Below are 15,952 nucleotides of genomic sequence, written 5' to 3' on the forward strand. Positions count from 1 at the left end.
TGGCGAATCATAAACTCGCAAAAGCAATCAGTGATTGCGGATGGGGTGAATTTTTGCGCCAATTAGAATATAAAGCTAAATGGCATGACCGTAAAATTGGAGCAATTGATAGATGGTTTCCATCATCAAAACGCTGCAATCGATGCGGTCACGTCTTGGATAAGCTACCTCTGAATATTAGAGAGTGGGCTTGTCCTAGCTGCAACAGTTCTAATCTAAGGGACGAAAACGCAGTAAAAAACATTTTAGCGGTCGGGCAGACCGTGTTTGCTTCAGGACTAAGCTCTAGCGGGGATCTGTCTTTGACGGATCTAGCTATCTTAGGATGAATGAAGAATCCCCGCGATTCATCGCTGGGGAGTGTCAACAAATATTCAAACTAAAGAGCCACCACAACTAGAGCCTGTACCTGCGGTGCAACCATAGCAATAATTAGCTGTTTTTATTTCGGCGATCGCATCTAAGTTATTTAGTTCTAAAAGTTTAGCAACGGTTAACCGTTCATTTTCGGGTGTGCTGGCAACAATACGCTCCATTTGATTAAAGTCGCAATCATAAACGTTACCCAAATAATCAACTGATAACTCATTGCGACACATGACATTGTTCAGAGTATCAGGGTTATAGTTGTCTGCTAAGAATTGTAGATAATTATCGTGAATTTCTCTGCGTTTTAGGAATTGCTTAGTTCTGCCGATGGGAATATTCGTAATCGTAAATAGGTTATTAAACTTAAGCTGAAAATGCTCTGCTAAATATGCTTTGTAGTCTTGCTCTAGCTTCTGTTGATTAGGAGTAAGAGAAAAGTTATTATTAGTAGGCAGTGGCGGATTATAGACTAAATCAATTACCAAATTGGGATCTAATCCGTAACCCAACTGATTGAGTTTTTGTATCGCCTTAATTGAGTTGTTATATACACCTGCACCTCTTTGTTTATCTACATTATCCTCTAAATAACAGGGAAGAGACGCGGTAACTCTTAGGTAATTTTGGGCAAAATATTCGGGTAAATCTTCGTAGCCTGGTTCAAAAAAGATGGTTAAGTTAGAGCGAACAATTACTTCTTTACCTTTGGCTTTTGCTGCTTCAACTAGAGGACGAAAACCATAGTTCATCTCTGGCGCACCACCTGTTAGATCGACAGTTTGAATCTGCTCGAAGCGATTGATTAATTCGATCAGCTGTTGACAAACTTCAGGTGATAATTCTTCGGTACGTTTGGGACTAGCTTCTACATGGCAGTGAGTGCAAGCAAGATTGCATTTACGACCTAAATTGATTTGTAAAACCGTAATTTTGTTTTTAACTAAAGGTGAATTTATTTTTTGAGCAAAAGGGGTAATGAAAGTTTTAGTAAGAGACATTTTAATTACTGATTGTTATATATTTTTTTTACTTGACTTGAATAATTAAGTATGACGCAGATTAGATTAGCTATATATTTACGAAAAACTAGGATAATTAAGTAAAAGTAACCTAATTTTATCTAGCTTTAAAATCTTTTATTTAGGTAACAAAAGATAGGTAACACTGCTAACGATCGCAGCAATAGGCAAGGTTAATATCCAAGAACTAAAAACTTTAGAAAACATTCCTAGATGAGCAGTTTTAGAGACTACGCCCACGCCAAAGATTGAGCCGACAGACACATGAGTTGTAGAAACAGGTACACCCAGACGGCTGGCAAAAATCACTAAAAAGCCAGTTACTAAATAAAAATAAATACTAATAACTCAATTAACAGCATTCTCCAGGAGAACAACAGTCATTGCTACTAGTTTCGGTAAGATTATATTCTGAACCTTTGGTTTCCCTCGCATGGCGCACCGCTTTGGTCTTGCAGTTAAATTCTGTCGCTTCTGCTAAAGGAATGTTTTCGTAGGGTTCGATGCCAATAACATCTTGAGAATAAGGGCTACAGCAGCTAGTCATAATGTTATAAGTCTTATCGCAGACAGCCATTCTCTCTCCACGACAAAAGATGTGACCATCATCATCTACTACTTGCTTCCAAGGGCCTTTATATACTACTGACTGGTTTCTCTCTAGGCAAACCCCTTCTTTGCCTTTATAGGCTCTGACAGTCATCGAACGAAACTCAACACCGTCGATAATCTGCCAGGGAGTCTCTTCGCGCTTGAGAATTTCTACTCCATAAAAGCCAGCATCTTCAAACATTTTTAAGAACAGATCTTCTCTAAATGCCCCCGCAATACAGCCACTCCACATATCAGGGTCATTAATAATTTGAGGGGTCGGATCTTCGTCACAAACAATATCTGAAATTACCGCCCTGCCTCCTCGTTTAAGGACACGGAAGATTTCACTAAATAGCTGTTGCTTATCTTGTGGACGAACTAAATTCAGGACGCAGTTAGAGATTACCACGTCTACAGTATTCTCAGCGATTAAAGGTTCTTGTTGTCTCAGGCGATCGCATTGAGCCTCATATTCACCAATCTTATCGACTGAAGTAATCGGATTAGCCTCAAGCCATGTTTGTAATCGATCTAAGGGTAATTTTAAATCTTGAATCTTTCCTTTGACAAATTTAGTGTTGGCATAGCCTAGCTTGTCTGCCATCTCTTTCTGATATTTCCGCGCTAGAGCCAGCATTTCATCATTAAAGTCTACGCCAATGATTTTGCCCAATTCGCCAACTTTCTGTGCCAAAATATAGCAGTTTTTCCCTGCACCAGAGCCTAAATCAACAACGGTTTCTGCTTCATTAACATAACGGGTAGGATCGCCACAGCCATAATCTTTGGCAATAATCTCTTGAGGCAAGATTTTAGTATAGTTACCCTCATATTCTGTAGGACAGCATAAACTTGGCTGCTCTTGTCTTGCACCCTCTTGATATCTTGATAATACCGTTGACTCAATATCATAATCTAAATCTACGGAAGCTGATGGGGTTTGCTGTTGGTTAGTTGCAATCTCAGTCACAGATAACTAAATCCTTTTACTTAACTTTGGCTATATATTAGGTTAATCTCAAAAAGTATAAGTTACATCTCTCTTAAATCAGAGATTCTTGCCTGATAATTTAATTTTTTAGCTATGGTGCTATTTTTATGAACCAAGGTTCATTATTGCAGGAAGGGTAACGATAACGGTAACTTCTGGCTGAGTAGTGTCTAGCTCAATTTCTCCTTGCAGGAGGGACACGCAGTGGCGGATTACGGCTAATTTTAGGTTCGAGGTAGTGACCTCGCCTATGCTATTTTGATTACATAAGGTATCGAGTATTTTAACTAGTTCTCTTGGGGCCGATCGCTCGCCAAGACTAGAAATTGCGATCGCAATGCGATCTCCTTGTTGATTCAGTTTGATTTTGATCTTGCTGGTGAGCGAACTATGTTTGGTGATGCAGCTAAGAAGATTAGCAATAGTTTTTTTGAATAAGAATGCGTCACAAATGCCGTTGTAAGATTCTTGGCAACTAAACTTAATTCTTGGAGCGATCGCTTTATCTTGTTGCAATTGCGCGAGTTGGTTACAAGAAACTGTATAGTCAATTAAAAATCGTTTTAAATCTTGCCTGCGAAAATGTTTCAAAATATAGACATCTTCAACGTTGTCTAAAATAGTCTTGAGGTCGGATTGTAGATTGCATAAGCGAGGATCGAATGGTCTTCCATCTATGGCGGTTGTCACAATTTCATTTAGCTGAGTATCGAGATTGCGTAGAGGGTTGCGAAGATTATCGACCAATATCGAACTCAATTGCGCCTCAGGCATGGCGGTGTTTTTAGTCTGGGTAGCAGCAGTAATGCGCCAACGCAGATTGAGAATATTTTGTTGACTATCTCGAATTGCCACAACTTTGCACTGCATACTTGAAGATGCTTGTTCACGTGGCACGATCTCTGTATCCCAGGTTACTGTAGATACCTTGCCAGATTTTAGTTGATTTAATAGTTGATAATACTGTTGTCTTTGGCCAACGGGAATAAACACCGCTAATGATTTGTTGATTAAGTATTTAGCAGGAACATTGAGAAGTTTGAGCGCTTCGTGGTTAGCTTCCCGAATCGAACCATTGCTAGAAGTGACTAAACAAATGTCTGGAGAGTATTCAAATAATTCTTGATAATATTTTCGCTCTAATATTATCTGCTGACGGCTGACAAACAGTTTTTGATTTTGCTGCTGTATGGTCTCGGTAGCAATTCGTAGTTCCTCAATAGATGTGGAAAGTTCTATCAGGCTGTCTTGCAATAGTTGCTGTTGCGCGAGATAATCTTTTGCCTCAGAAGACGCTTGAACAACCGAGGCAAACGCTGGAATTGTTTCAGCACGTCGCCGTAGATCTTCCATCTTTTGTAAAGACTGTTGGATATGTAATTCAAATAGTTCTACAGGCATAATATTTACTCAACAGATACTTAAGTTTCTCGAAATTAAACAATTCTATTTGATGCAAGGAGCGACCGAACTTGAGCGACTAAAAGAGCTAATAGCTAATAGCTAATAGCTAAGAGCCTATTTAAACCCATCAATTACAAACTAATAGACCACTAAGTAGTCGTGTAAAATAAATTTCCTAGTTGAGATCCCCAAAAAGGGTAAGGGGGAAGGGGTAAGGAAAAATCAAATGTATAATTAATGAGGAGGCGATTTCTGAGGTTGCCTCAGAAATTAAAGCCGTCCGTTTCGTATAGGTACTTAGTCGCAAGTTATAGTTCAAAAAACTGCTTGTAAAAAAATTGTGCCATTCAATAGGAGCTATCATAGTTAAATTTCCAAAAGTCTTAAGAATTTGTCGTTGACTTTTGTGAAGATTGTGTTATTAAAAATACTTTCAGATTGTAAATTTGTTTTAACAAATTTACAATCTGAATATCTTTGGCGATTCCACGTCTTTAGTCTGATGTAGTAAAAGCTGAGATTAAATTACCGTTTGATTAGAAATGACTAAAATCGAAACTATTCCTAGTTAGTGTGGAAAGATTTACTAATATACCGAGATTACAAAACAAAATGACCGCCTCAAAAAAGCGATTAATCGATCAAACCGCTAGAATGGCAGATTTCGTAGTAGCGATCGCTTGTTCCGTTGGAGGACTAGAAGCTCTAACCGAGATTGTGTCTGCATTATCCGTAGGTTTTCCTGGGGCGATCGTCATCGTCCAACATTTGTCGCCCAAGTACAAAAGCCGTCTACCAGAAATTCTGATGCGTCATACCAATTTAGCCATAGAGCAAGCCGTAGAGGGAGCAAAATTAGTGGAGGGAAGTGTTTACGTTGCTCCAGCTGGTTATCATTTAATTATTAATCCTAATGGTACGCTCGGTCTTTCCGATGCGCCGAAAGAACATTTTGTCCGTCCTTCAGCCGAATATACCTTTAAATCTTTAGCTAATAGCTACCGAACTAAAGCCATTGGCGTAGTTCTGACGGGTTATGACAGTGATGGTCAAGAGGGAGTAGGGCTAATCAAAGAATTGGGAGGAAAGGTCATTGCCCAAGACCAAGCCACTTCCAAAGCATTTTCAATGCCCCAAAGTGCCATTGAAACTGGCTGCGTCGATTTAATCTTACCAATAGAGGAGATAGCCGCTGGTATTGTCAACCTGGTTATAGCTAAGAGCTAATGGTTAATGGCACTTTGGTTAAGAGCTAATGGCTAATGGTTAATGGTTAAGAGCTAATGGCTAAAAGCTAAAAGCTAAGAGCTAAGAGCTAAAAACTAGTCAATCAACAAAGTAGTCTATCAAGAATGAAAACTGCCGTAAATGAATCCCAAGACCAAGATTTTGAAAACCTATTAAATTATCTTAAATATAGTCGGGGACTAGACTTGACTGGCTACAAACGTACTAGCCTCAGGAGACTTACCAGCAAACGTATGCATCGAGTAGAGGTAGCAAGTTACAGCGAGTACCTCGATTATTTACAGGTTCATCCTCAAGAACACGAAAACCTGTTCAATTCCTTAATGCTCAACGTAACGGCTTTCTTTCGCGATCACTCTGCCTGGGATTTTTTACGCGAAAAAACTATTCCCCGCATTCTGGAGCAAAAAAATGAAGATGAACCAATCCGTTTGTGGAGTGCGGGTTGTGCTTCAGGAGAAGAAGCCTATTCTCTAGCAATTTTACTGTCAGAAGCCTTGGGAGTCGAACAATTTTGTCAGCGAGTTAAAATTTATGCTACCGATGTCGATGAAGATGCGATTAACCAAGGTCGTAAAGCTTGTTATCCTGCTAAAAGTCTTGAGACTATTTGTGAAGATTGGCAACGTAAATATTTTGAACCCAAAGGCTCTGATTATATTTTCAACAGTACTTTGCGCCGTTGCGTTATCTTCGGCCAGCACGATTTGCTGGAGGATGCTCCCATTTCCAGGTTAGATCTGTTGTCCTGTCGCAATACCTTGATGTACTTTAATGCTGAAACTCAAGCCAAGATTTTAAATCGGTTTCATTTTGCCCTCAAGCAGTCTGGCTTTTTGTTTGTGGGTAAGGCTGAAATGTTGCTGGCTCAGGCCAGCCTGTTTGCCCCGGTCAACAGCCGAAATCGGGTATTTGTCAGACTAGCTCAGGCAAGCTGGCGCGATCGCCTGGTGCTCATGTCGGAAGGGGGAAATCTTCAGGCGAGTAGGATGCTGACGATTAATTTACGCCTGAGAGATGAAGCTTTCGCTACTTCTCCCGTCGCTCAAATTGTTTTAGAAAAGCACAAAAATGTAGCTTTAATCAATCATCAGGCTTCCTCTTTGTTTGGCTTAAACCCCCAGCATATTGGGCAACCCTTTAATGAATTAGAACTCAATCAACAAATTCCCCAGCTACAGTCGGCAATTAATCAAGTCTGCGAAAAACCATACCGTAGCGCGATCGACAATGTGGAGTTAAAAACAACCCAAAGCCAGCAGCATTTTTTTGATGTGCAAATCACGCCTTTGATTGAAGGAAAAACTAAGATTTTAGGAGTAAATATTTCTTTTATTGATGTAACTACCTATCAAAACTTACGCCAGGAGATATATCGATATAGCCGAGAATTAGAGGCAGCGCAAGAAGAATTACAAACATCTAATGAAGAGTTAGATACCACTAACGAAGAACTTCAAAGCACCAATGAAGAGTTAGATACCACTAACGAAGAACTCCAAAGCACTAATCAAGAATTGGAGACGATGAATGAAGAGCTACAGTCTTTTAATGAAGAACTGCAAACTAGCAACGACGAATTGAGCGCCCGTACCGAAGAATTAAACAACGCCTCGGTATTTATGGAATCAATCCTTACCAGTCTTAAAATTGGCATGACCGTTCTTGATTACCGTTTAACGGTTCAAGTGTGGAATAATCGCATGAGCGAAACCTGGGGTTTGCGTACCACAGAAGTCCGCGATCGCTTTTTCTTTGAGCTTGATATTGGTTTACCCCTAGAACAATTACACAGCATTGTTTTAGCGTGCCAAACCGAAAAAAATGATTATCAAGAAATTACTGTAGAAGCCGTTAATCGTCGTGGTAAAGCCATAACCTGTCGCATTATCTGTACTCCCTTAGAAATTTCAGGACAACAACAGGGCGTGATCTTGTTGATGGAAACGCATGAAAAATAAGGTGTTGCTGATGTTAAGGTATACCATATCCGAAGCTAGTCCTAAAGGACTGCTTCAAGAAAACGTAGTCTATTCAACTGACAACGGCTGTAATTTCTTTCTCTAGACAGAACTAGTTTAAAGTAAGTTTGTTTATAGTATAGAAAAATACTTTTCGCCAATAGACTATTGATATCATGACCCGTTCTGCCTGTCTAATATTTAACCCTGTTGCTGGTCAAGGTAATTCCGAGCAAGAGCTAGCCACAATCAAAAGTATTCTAGAGCCAGAATTTGATTTAGATATTCAGTTCACTACCGAGGAAGTTAACGGAGGAGAGTTAGCTCACCAGGCGGTAAAAAATAAAGTTGAGGCAGTGATCGCTTCTGGGGGAGACGGCACGGTTTCGGCAGTAGCAGAAGCTTTGATCGAAACTAATATTCCTTTGGGTGCGATCGCTAGAGGAACAGCTAATGCCTTTGCTAACGCTTTAAATATTCCCGACACTATCGAAGCTGCCTGTAAAGTAATTGTTGATGGGGCAACTCGAAAAGTTGATGCTGCGCTGTGTAACGGTAGACCGATGATTTTGCTGGCAGGAATTGGGTTCGAGGCAGAAACGGTGGAACATGCCGATCGCCAAACTAAAAATCGCCTGGGAATGCTCGCTTATGTACTTTCAGGATTAAAACAGCTCAAGGACTTTAAGAAATTTGAGACAACTCTCGAAACTGATGACAAAGTAATTAAGGTTAAAGCTAATGCGATTACGATCGCTAATGCTGCACCTCCTACATCTATTTTGGCTCATGGTACGGCAGGAGTTATTTACGATGATGGCTTGCTAGATGTCACTATCATTAGTCCTGAAAATAGAGCTAGCGCGATCGCCATTTCCTATCATCTGCTTCAAAGTACCAACAACGATGAAGCAGCAGAAAGAGATGATATTGGCTACTTACGCACTAAATGGGTCAAGGTAACGACCGATCCTCCCCAAAAAGTAGTTTTAGATGGCGAGCTTATTGGCGAAACCCCGATTGAGGTTAAGTGTATCCCAAGTGGCCTAACCATATTTACCCCCATAGAACAAACCATTCAGGCAGAAGAAAAACTCGAACACCTGGCGGGAATTCAAATAGAAGAAAAGTGATTATTGCCAGTCGTAATTAATCGCAATTGGTTCATGCTTAAAATTGGTTAAACTATCAAATTATTCTCTTTACTTTGATAGATAAATCAGCCCAACAAGATCATCATTTAGATAGAAGAACTTGCATTTGCAAACTGATATCTTAATTAAAACAAAGTAAAACTAAATAAGTAATTACATAACATTACATAAATAATTAAAGTAGGAGCAAGATATGGGTATTTTAGCTTGGTTAGTATTAGGATTAATCGCAGGAGCTTTGGCAAAATTAATTTATCCTGGTCATCAGGGTGGCGGAATTTTTGCCACAATCGGTCTAGGTATTTTAGGCGCACTATTAGGAGGCTTTATCGGTCAATCGGTCCTGGGTTCAGGGGCAGCAGGAGCCGCCTCCGTAGGAGCTTTAACCGTTCCCGGCGTCATTTTTGCAGTACTGGGTGCAATGCTATTAATCTTCATCTGGGGTCTAATCACTCGTCGCGCTGCATAGTAGTTGCGATCGCCAACAGATACAGACAGTTGACAGTAAATATTCTTCCTTCGTAAATGTAATTTTTGAGGTGTTAGCTGTAACGCCTCTTTTTTTTTTTGATTATAAAAAATAGGGATTTATAGCAAGTGAACTATAGATAAAACGTTAGTTATAAAAGCTAATAGCTAATAGCTATTATTTGAATCTTTGCTTCGAGTGCTATACAGCTTTGTTTAGCAATGTCATTTATCCTTAATTCTTCATCCCTTCAAAAACCCTTTCTTGCTCTTGTTCTTTTTGGCTTTAGATTTAGTTTTTTGTACCTGTGCTACGGCTGCTTCAAATAGATTATTCAGGTGTATGGGAACACTGGCTATTGCCGGTAACTCGGGAATTGATGACTTGTCGTGTTTTAGCAATAATTTGTCTAAATCGGTTTCGAGATTAAAATTAGATTGCTCTAAATAATTGCCCACTAACTTTTCTAAGGATTGGGGATATTGTTGTTTGAGCTGTTGCCAAACGAAGTAATTAGCTTCAGGCTGTTCTAAGTATTTACGAACTAAAAGATTACCGTTGGCTGGTTCTGCTAAATTTTCTTGGGCTAACAAAAGAGTAAATTTTTCATAGGTAGGCAAAAACATTTGTCCCCATTTGGGATCGGAAAACACCGTAACAGATTCCGCCTGCTTTATTTCTGGAGGTAAATCAACTTTGGGAGTTACCATCGCCAGCTTGTCTTTGTTCTTGATTACTTTAGCTACAGCTTCGGCATCTGCACCCAAATCTGTAGCTGCTGCGGAAAATTCAGCCTCGGTTTTACCCGACTCTTGGAGTAACTCAGATAATGATTTCGATTCATCAATACCAGCCTGAGCTAGTTTTTTCTGGCTCATGATTTGCTGTAGTTCACCAATTTTTTGATTTAACTTATAGCCAGGTAAAGTAATGCGATCGCTCCCCATGTAGTCGACAAACTCTTGATGGTATACGGCAACAGATGACCAAGCCTCTGATAATAGTTCTGGGGCATCGGCATACAAAGCTTCAGGATAATTATCTCTAAATTCGCCAATGGCTACAGCGAGTTTTGGCTGGCTTAATCTGCCTTTAATAATGCGATCGCTAAAGAAGAACCATTCGTAGTCGTTGAGCGGTGCAATGATACTGAGAATAATTTCTCCTGGCTGCCATCTTGATGTCTCTTTATCCGACATTCGGGAATGGCGATAAACTTTATAGGTTTTAGCAGTCAACCAGTTCATTAACTGATAATAATCGTCTTCTATTGCCTGAATCTCGAATAAACCAATAAAATTTTTCTGCCATAGCTTAACTAGCGCGCTATCTTCTGGGGATAGTTTAGCTTGCTCTAAAAATAGCTCAAGCGGAGTTTGCTCTCCTACTTTTCCTTGAATCACAAAAAGATCTACAGTCAAATTCTGCTGCTTAATTCCATAGCTATTCTTCCCCCGATCCGCTGCATAGCTTTCTAGGGCAGTGGCGATCGCTCCTTCAGAATCGTAAACGAAATTAATTAAATCTTCTTTTAGCTGTAAGGCTCTTTCTAGATTAGGCATAAATAGATCTTAAAATAAGTGAAACAATTTGCTAGTTACAATCACTAATCTTGTTAATCAAGTTAATAGAATAACTGATGTTACACACTGATTGATTTGTGAAGATTGGGGAAAGGGGAAAGGGTTCAGTGTTCTGTTTTCATAGCTTGCTGAAACTATCTACTTTTCGTTATTTTGCGTAACGTCAGAGAATAATCATGATTGTGCCATTGCCCAAATTATCCCTAGACTCAGACAACCTAGTCAACAATCTAAAACTAACAAATTTAGGGAAAATTGTTTTTAATTTAAAAATCATGAGATTCTGAATATCAGACATAGTTCAATTATTTTAGTTTGCAAAGCCGATCGTGTCTCTGCACCAGATTTAAGGCTATGCTCGAGTTCTAATAGTAAAGGTAGGGTTGCCAAAAGCTGCTTGGCGGTTGTTTGCTGGACTTCTTTATTGATGAAGTAAAGACGATTAGGATTATTAATTCCCGCAGCAGAAGCGATCGCCTGATTATCCCGTTCACCTTCGGACTGCATCAGCTTAACTATTGTCCAGGTGCGAAATTGCCCTACCAGGGTGGCAACTATTTTTAAAGCTGGTTCATTACGGTTGATTAAATCAGTAACTAATCCTAAAGCCCTCTCTGTTTCGCCATCTTTAATTGCTGCTGCTAGCTGAAGGCTGTTTTGAGTATTGCATAAAACCAGTTGCGCCACTGTATTTTCATCAAGTGGCTGATGATTATCGCCCCAATAAATTTTTAGCTTCTCTAATTCGTTCCATAACTGTCTAGTATTATTACCTACTGACTCTGTTAGCAAGGCGATCGCTTTCGAGGTTAATTTAAGCTTTAATATTTGCGCCACTTCTCTAACCTGTGCAGCAATCAGCTCGGTTTGCCAAGGAGGAATTAAGCTAAAGTCTTTGACTTGGCCATATTTACGCAGGAGTTTAGTTGAGCCTAATCTACCGTCGGGTTTATTGCTGGTGGTTAATAATAAATGGGATGTTGCGGGAATTGCTTTGAGAGTACGCTCTAATTCTACTAAGGTATCGGCAGCGGGTTTTTGCTGACAAATATTCGTATCTACTAACCACACCAAACGCTCTCCCATACCAAATATAGGAGTCATAGCCTGATTCAATCCCTCAATAATAGCTTGCGGGCGATCGCCTTCTAGTTTGTGATAGTTAAACTGTAACCAGTTAGGGTCAAGTACTTTGTTTTGTAATTTCTCTATGGCTTGAGCGATCGCAAAATCATCTTCTCCCCAATATAAATACACAGGCATAATTGGTTAATTCCCTAAAAATTTTGATGTGGCTCAATAAATTATGTTATTGTGCAAAACTAAAGTTTATTTTTTGTCTGTTCATTCACCCAATAATGCCAATTACAAAATACTAATCAGCAAATTATTGAAATTGGCACAACAAATTGGCACAACCACCCAAAAGTTCACTACGTCATAAATTTGTATGAATTTATAATAATCATTTATGACAATTGGCTGAATATGTAATCCTGGCTATAAATTCATAGTAATAATTTGTTATAATTGGCTGAATATGTAATCCTCTTAGCTTGATCAATATCCAATGACAAATCAATTCATAAACTATAGATAAAGATAGATACGTTGCGATTAAAGCTTATTCTAAAATTTAACATGGGCGAGAGAATTCTTCAATTTGAGATGACGCAGCAAAGAGATCTTCATAGATCCGCAAAAATATTAATTGTTGATGACTGTCTAGATAATTTAGAGTTGCTATCGACGATCTTGATTATTCATGGTTATGAAATTGAACAAACAAATCACGGCAATCTGGTACTAGAAACGGCAAAAGTTAAATCTCCAGACCTTATTTTGATGGATATTAGTATGCCAGAAATGGACGGTTTCCAAGTTTGCCAAAGACTCAAAGCCGAGCCAGATACACAAGATATTCCTATTATTTTTATCAGTGCCTTAACGGAGACTAATAACAAAATCAAAGCCTTTGAATATGGTGGCAACGATTACATTACTAAACCGTTCCAAGTCGAAGAAGTAATTGCCAGAGTCAGCAATCAGCTACAAATTAACCGCCTTAAACTAGAATTAAAAGCTAAAAATGCTCGTTTAGAACAAGAATTATTAAAACGTCAATCAATCGAAAAAGAATTATTAAATTTAAATCAACAGCTTAGTAAACTAGCAGCTTTAGATGGCTTGACTCAAATAGCTAATCGTCGTGTATTCGATGAATGTCTGACTAGAGAATGGCAAAGAGGACAGAGAGAAAAAGCTACTTTATCGTTAATTTTATGTGATGTTGACTATTTTAAACTTTATAACGATAGCTTTGGTCATCAAGCGGGAGATTTGTGTCTCAAAAAAGTAGCTCAAGCAATATTAAATACAGTTAACCGTCCTGCGGATTTAGTTGCTCGCTATGGTGGGGAAGAATTCGCGATAATTTTACCTCAAACCCCTGCCAAAAATGCTTTACAGGTGGCAGAAACAATTCGATTCCAGGTTAAGCAACTTTACCTGTCTCATCCCGAATCATTAGTAAACAATTATATTTCTTTAAGTTTAGGTGTCACCTGTATTGTCCCGCAGGCTAAATATAGCAAAAAACAGTTATTAGTTGCTGCCGACAAAGCTCTTTATCAAGCCAAAAAGCAGGGTCGCGATCGCGCTATTTTAACAATCATCGACTGAATTGATTAAGATGTCCGTCGGATGAAAGATGGAAAGTAAAAACTACTGTTTTACCTTGAAAGTAATAGTGCTTAAAAAGCATTTGTATAGAATATATGGTTTAAATATGTTTATTCCTTTAGGCTTTAGTCAACAATCCACTCAAACTCATTTAGGTTATTTAGTTTATTACACTAACAACCGCCCACCCTGGAATTCAACATCGGCATCTCAAGAAACTTTAGTATTTTTACATGGCTTGGGAGGGGGTTCTTCAGCTTATGAATGGTCAAAAGTTTATCCCTCCTTTGCTGCTGAATACCGTATTCTTGCCCCAGATATGTTGGGTTGGGGGCGATCGGCACATCCAGAAAAAAACTATCGACCAGAAGATTATATTCAAACTATTGAGGAATTTATCGAGAGTACCTGCACCGAACCTGTAACGGTAATTGCTTCTGCTCTTACTGCTGCCTTTATAATTCGAGTTGCGATCGCCCGTCCCGAATTATTTAAATCTTTGATCTTGACTACCGCCGCAGGATTAAACGAATTTGATCGAGACTATCAAGAAAATTTCTTTACCCAGCTTGCTGCAACTCCGATAATCGATCGCCTATTGTATAACACTGGAGTTGCCACTAGCTTTGGTATTCGTAGCTTCTTAGAACAGCGTCAATTTGCTAGGAAAGAGCGAGTTAGTTCGGAATTAGTCGAAGCCTACTTGCAATCGGCACAACAACACAACGCAGAGTATGCTGCCCTTTCTTTTGTACGGGGAGATCTTTGTTTTGATTTAACTCAATATATTACCCAGCTAACTACTCCCACCGCCTTAATTTGGGGTCAAAAATCAGAATATACTGGACCAGAGGTCGGTTATCGTTTACGAGAAATGAATCCAGAAGCAATTCGCATTATGTATCAATTCGACGATGTTGGCTTTACTCCCCAGTTGGAGTTGCCAGGTGTTACGGCTGGACTAATTCGACAGTTTTTACCTCAATTGGAATCAAATGGAACTTCTTCTGCTACCCAGAACAATTTAACAGTAGTAGAAGATTAAAACCGCAAAGCTAATAGTTCAGAACTTTTTCCTCAAGAACCGCGATCGCTCAAGCTAATTATTTAAAGCTTAATTTAATCTATCAGGCAGATTCAGGTTTGCGATAGGAAGCAGGATGGATAATCAATTCAGCAGTAGAACGCTTCTCAACCATTTCCTCGGTAATAGTACACATACCAACGTCTTTGCGAGAGGGAATTTCATACATCACTTCTAGCATCAACTCTTCAACAATACCTCTTAAAGCTCGAGCTCCAGTCTTACGCCGATAAGCTTCTTTTGCTAAGGCTTTAATTGCACCTTCGGTAAATTCTAGCTCAATGTTGTCCATTCTCAATAGCTTTTGATACTGTTTAACGATCGCGTTACGAGGCTGGGTTAATATTTCTACCAAGGCATCTTCATCTAATGGTTCTAAAGCTGCCGTCACGGGAATCCGACCCACAAATTCAGGAATCATGCCAAACTTAACTAGATCATCTAATTCCAGCTTTTGCAAAATGTCAGCAGTACGTTTTCCTTTTGGTGCCGACTTTTCCCCTTTTTGAATAAAGCCAATTGACTTTTTACCCATGCGACGTTCTACTACTTTGTCTAAACCAACAAAAGCTCCACCACAGATAAATAGAATGTTCTTGGTATCAATCTGAATACAGTCTTGATAGGGATGCTTACGACCGCCTTGAGGAGGTACATTAGCTACTGTCCCCTCTAGCATTTTTAATAGTGCTTGTTGTACCCCTTCTCCTGAAACATCACGGGTAATCGAAGCATTTTCGCTTTTGCGGGCAATTTTATCAATTTCATCAATATAAATAATGCCTCTTTGAGCTTCTTCTACGTCTAAATCGGCTACCTGTAATAGTCGTAGCAAAATATTTTCTACGTCTTCCCCGACATATCCTGCTTCTGTCAGGGTTGTGGCATCGGCTACGGCAAAAGGAACTTGTAAAACTTTAGCCAGAGTTTGTGCCAAGAGAGTTTTACCACAGCCTGTTGGCCCAATTAATAACACATTAGATTTTTGCAGCTCTACGGAGTCTTCCGCATCCTTGGTCTTGTTAATCAAACTCAGCCGCTTGTAGTGATTGTATACGCCCACGGAAAGGACTTTTTTGGCTTCTTCTTGTCCAATTACGTGTTCATCCAAGCAATTTTTAATTTCTATCGGTTTGGGAATATCCCCAAAAGAAATGCCCCCTACTTTCTTATTTCTTTTCTTCGGTGCTTTGGCTTCGGAGTTGCCAGATACAGCAGGAGAAGATACCACCGCCCCTTCTTCGATCAACTCCTCATCTAGAATCTCGTTACACAGTTCAACACATTCATCACAAATATAAACTCCCGGACCAGCAATCAGTTTCCTGACCTGTTCCTGAGATTTTCCGCAAAACGAACATTTTAGATGGGAGTCGTATTTAGACATATAGACC

General features: G+C 39.4%; 14 protein-coding genes. 7 read left to right on the forward strand and 7 right to left on the reverse strand.

All coding sequences use genetic code 11. The annotated features are described in order from the left end of the window. Window positions 1-329: zinc ribbon domain-containing protein (locus V6C71_02265; protein ID HEY9767315.1), on the forward strand; the 329-nt coding region annotated here is incomplete at its 5' end. 45 nt (window positions 330-374) lie between these two features. Here V6C71_02265 and arsS read toward each other — a convergent pair. The 4 genes from arsS to V6C71_02285 all read right to left on the reverse strand — a co-directional run bounded on the left by arsS (window position 375) and on the right by V6C71_02285 (window position 4,374). Further along, window positions 375-1,367, reverse strand: coding sequence for an arsenosugar biosynthesis radical SAM (seleno)protein ArsS (gene arsS, locus V6C71_02270; protein ID HEY9767316.1), 993 nt, complete (start codon window positions 1,365-1,367; stop codon window positions 375-377). A gap of 138 nt (window positions 1,368-1,505) precedes the next feature. Further along, complete coding sequence (locus V6C71_02275) at window positions 1,506-1,733, reverse strand: inorganic phosphate transporter (protein HEY9767317.1); 228 nt, start codon at window positions 1,731-1,733, stop codon at window positions 1,506-1,508. Between the two features lie 7 nt (window positions 1,734-1,740). Continuing rightward, a complete protein-coding gene (locus V6C71_02280; protein HEY9767318.1) occupies window positions 1,741-2,952 on the reverse strand; it encodes a methyltransferase domain-containing protein in 1,212 nt (403 codons plus the stop codon). A gap of 126 nt (window positions 2,953-3,078) precedes the next feature. Beyond that, entirely contained in the window at window positions 3,079-4,374 is a 1,296-nt protein-coding gene (locus V6C71_02285) for a PAS domain-containing protein (protein ID HEY9767319.1), read from the reverse strand. A gap of 615 nt (window positions 4,375-4,989) precedes the next feature. On the opposite strand from V6C71_02285, the gene V6C71_02290 reads away from it, so the two are divergent. The 4 genes from V6C71_02290 to V6C71_02305 all read left to right on the forward strand — a co-directional run bounded on the left by V6C71_02290 (window position 4,990) and on the right by V6C71_02305 (window position 9,209). Next, entirely contained in the window at window positions 4,990-5,604 is a 615-nt protein-coding gene (locus V6C71_02290; GenBank protein ID HEY9767320.1) for a chemotaxis protein CheB, read from the forward strand. Between the two features lie 125 nt (window positions 5,605-5,729). Then, window positions 5,730-7,586 carry a CheR family methyltransferase gene (locus V6C71_02295; GenBank protein ID HEY9767321.1) on the forward strand — a complete coding sequence of 619 codons (1,857 nt, stop codon included), beginning with the start codon at window positions 5,730-5,732 and terminating at the stop codon, window positions 7,584-7,586. A gap of 176 nt (window positions 7,587-7,762) precedes the next feature. Next, complete coding sequence (locus V6C71_02300) at window positions 7,763-8,719, forward strand: YegS/Rv2252/BmrU family lipid kinase (GenBank protein ID HEY9767322.1); 957 nt, start codon at window positions 7,763-7,765, stop codon at window positions 8,717-8,719. 214 nt (window positions 8,720-8,933) lie between these two features. Next, window positions 8,934-9,209, forward strand: a complete 276-nt coding sequence (locus tag V6C71_02305; protein ID HEY9767323.1) for a GlsB/YeaQ/YmgE family stress response membrane protein — start codon at window positions 8,934-8,936, stop codon at window positions 9,207-9,209. A 242-nt stretch (window positions 9,210-9,451) separates the two neighbouring features. On the opposite strand, the gene V6C71_02310 is transcribed toward V6C71_02305, so the two are convergent. Both V6C71_02310 and holA read right to left on the reverse strand, forming a co-directional pair. Beyond that, complete coding sequence (locus tag V6C71_02310; protein ID HEY9767324.1) at window positions 9,452-10,771, reverse strand: hypothetical protein; 1,320 nt, start codon at window positions 10,769-10,771, stop codon at window positions 9,452-9,454. A 294-nt stretch (window positions 10,772-11,065) separates the two neighbouring features. Next, window positions 11,066-12,055, reverse strand: a complete 990-nt coding sequence (holA, locus tag V6C71_02315) for a DNA polymerase III subunit delta (GenBank protein ID HEY9767325.1) — start codon at window positions 12,053-12,055, stop codon at window positions 11,066-11,068. 378 nt (window positions 12,056-12,433) lie between these two features. Between holA and V6C71_02320 the strand changes: the two genes are divergently transcribed. Both V6C71_02320 and V6C71_02325 read left to right on the forward strand, forming a co-directional pair. Next, window positions 12,434-13,474, forward strand: coding sequence for a diguanylate cyclase (locus V6C71_02320; protein ID HEY9767326.1), 1,041 nt, complete (start codon window positions 12,434-12,436; stop codon window positions 13,472-13,474). Window positions 13,475-13,556: 82 nt separating this feature from the next. After that, a complete protein-coding gene (locus tag V6C71_02325; GenBank protein HEY9767327.1) occupies window positions 13,557-14,519 on the forward strand; it encodes an alpha/beta hydrolase in 963 nt (320 codons plus the stop codon). Window positions 14,520-14,601: 82 nt separating this feature from the next. On the opposite strand, the gene clpX is transcribed toward V6C71_02325, so the two are convergent. Further along, window positions 14,602-15,945 carry an ATP-dependent protease ATP-binding subunit ClpX gene (gene clpX / locus V6C71_02330; protein HEY9767328.1) on the reverse strand — a complete coding sequence of 448 codons (1,344 nt, stop codon included), beginning with the start codon at window positions 15,943-15,945 and terminating at the stop codon, window positions 14,602-14,604. Window positions 15,946-15,952: the final 7 nt, after the last annotated feature.

Source organism: Coleofasciculaceae cyanobacterium (assembly GCA_036703275.1).
Taxonomy (GTDB): Bacteria; Cyanobacteriota; Cyanobacteriia; order Cyanobacteriales; family Xenococcaceae; genus Waterburya.

Bases quoted from the DNA above. Each gene is read 5' to 3' on its own strand.
- arsS (HEY9767316.1), bottom strand. From the start codon at position 1,367: ATGTCTCTTACTAAAACTTTCATTACCCCTTTTGCTCAAAAAATAAAT.
- V6C71_02285 (HEY9767319.1), bottom strand. From the start codon at position 4,374: ATGCCTGTAGAACTATTTGAATTACATATCCAACAGTCTTTACAAAAG.
- V6C71_02290 (HEY9767320.1), top strand. From the start codon at position 4,990: ATGACCGCCTCAAAAAAGCGATTAATCGATCAAACCGCTAGAATGGCA.
- V6C71_02295 (HEY9767321.1), top strand. From the start codon at position 5,730: ATGAAAACTGCCGTAAATGAATCCCAAGACCAAGATTTTGAAAACCTA.
- V6C71_02300 (HEY9767322.1), top strand. From the start codon at position 7,763: ATGACCCGTTCTGCCTGTCTAATATTTAACCCTGTTGCTGGTCAAGGT.
- V6C71_02305 (HEY9767323.1), top strand. From the start codon at position 8,934: ATGGGTATTTTAGCTTGGTTAGTATTAGGATTAATCGCAGGAGCTTTG.
- V6C71_02310 (HEY9767324.1), bottom strand. From the start codon at position 10,771: ATGCCTAATCTAGAAAGAGCCTTACAGCTAAAAGAAGATTTAATTAAT.
- holA (HEY9767325.1), bottom strand. From the start codon at position 12,055: ATGCCTGTGTATTTATATTGGGGAGAAGATGATTTTGCGATCGCTCAA.
- V6C71_02320 (HEY9767326.1), top strand. From the start codon at position 12,434: ATGGGCGAGAGAATTCTTCAATTTGAGATGACGCAGCAAAGAGATCTT.
- clpX (HEY9767328.1), bottom strand. From the start codon at position 15,945: ATGTCTAAATACGACTCCCATCTAAAATGTTCGTTTTGCGGAAAATCT.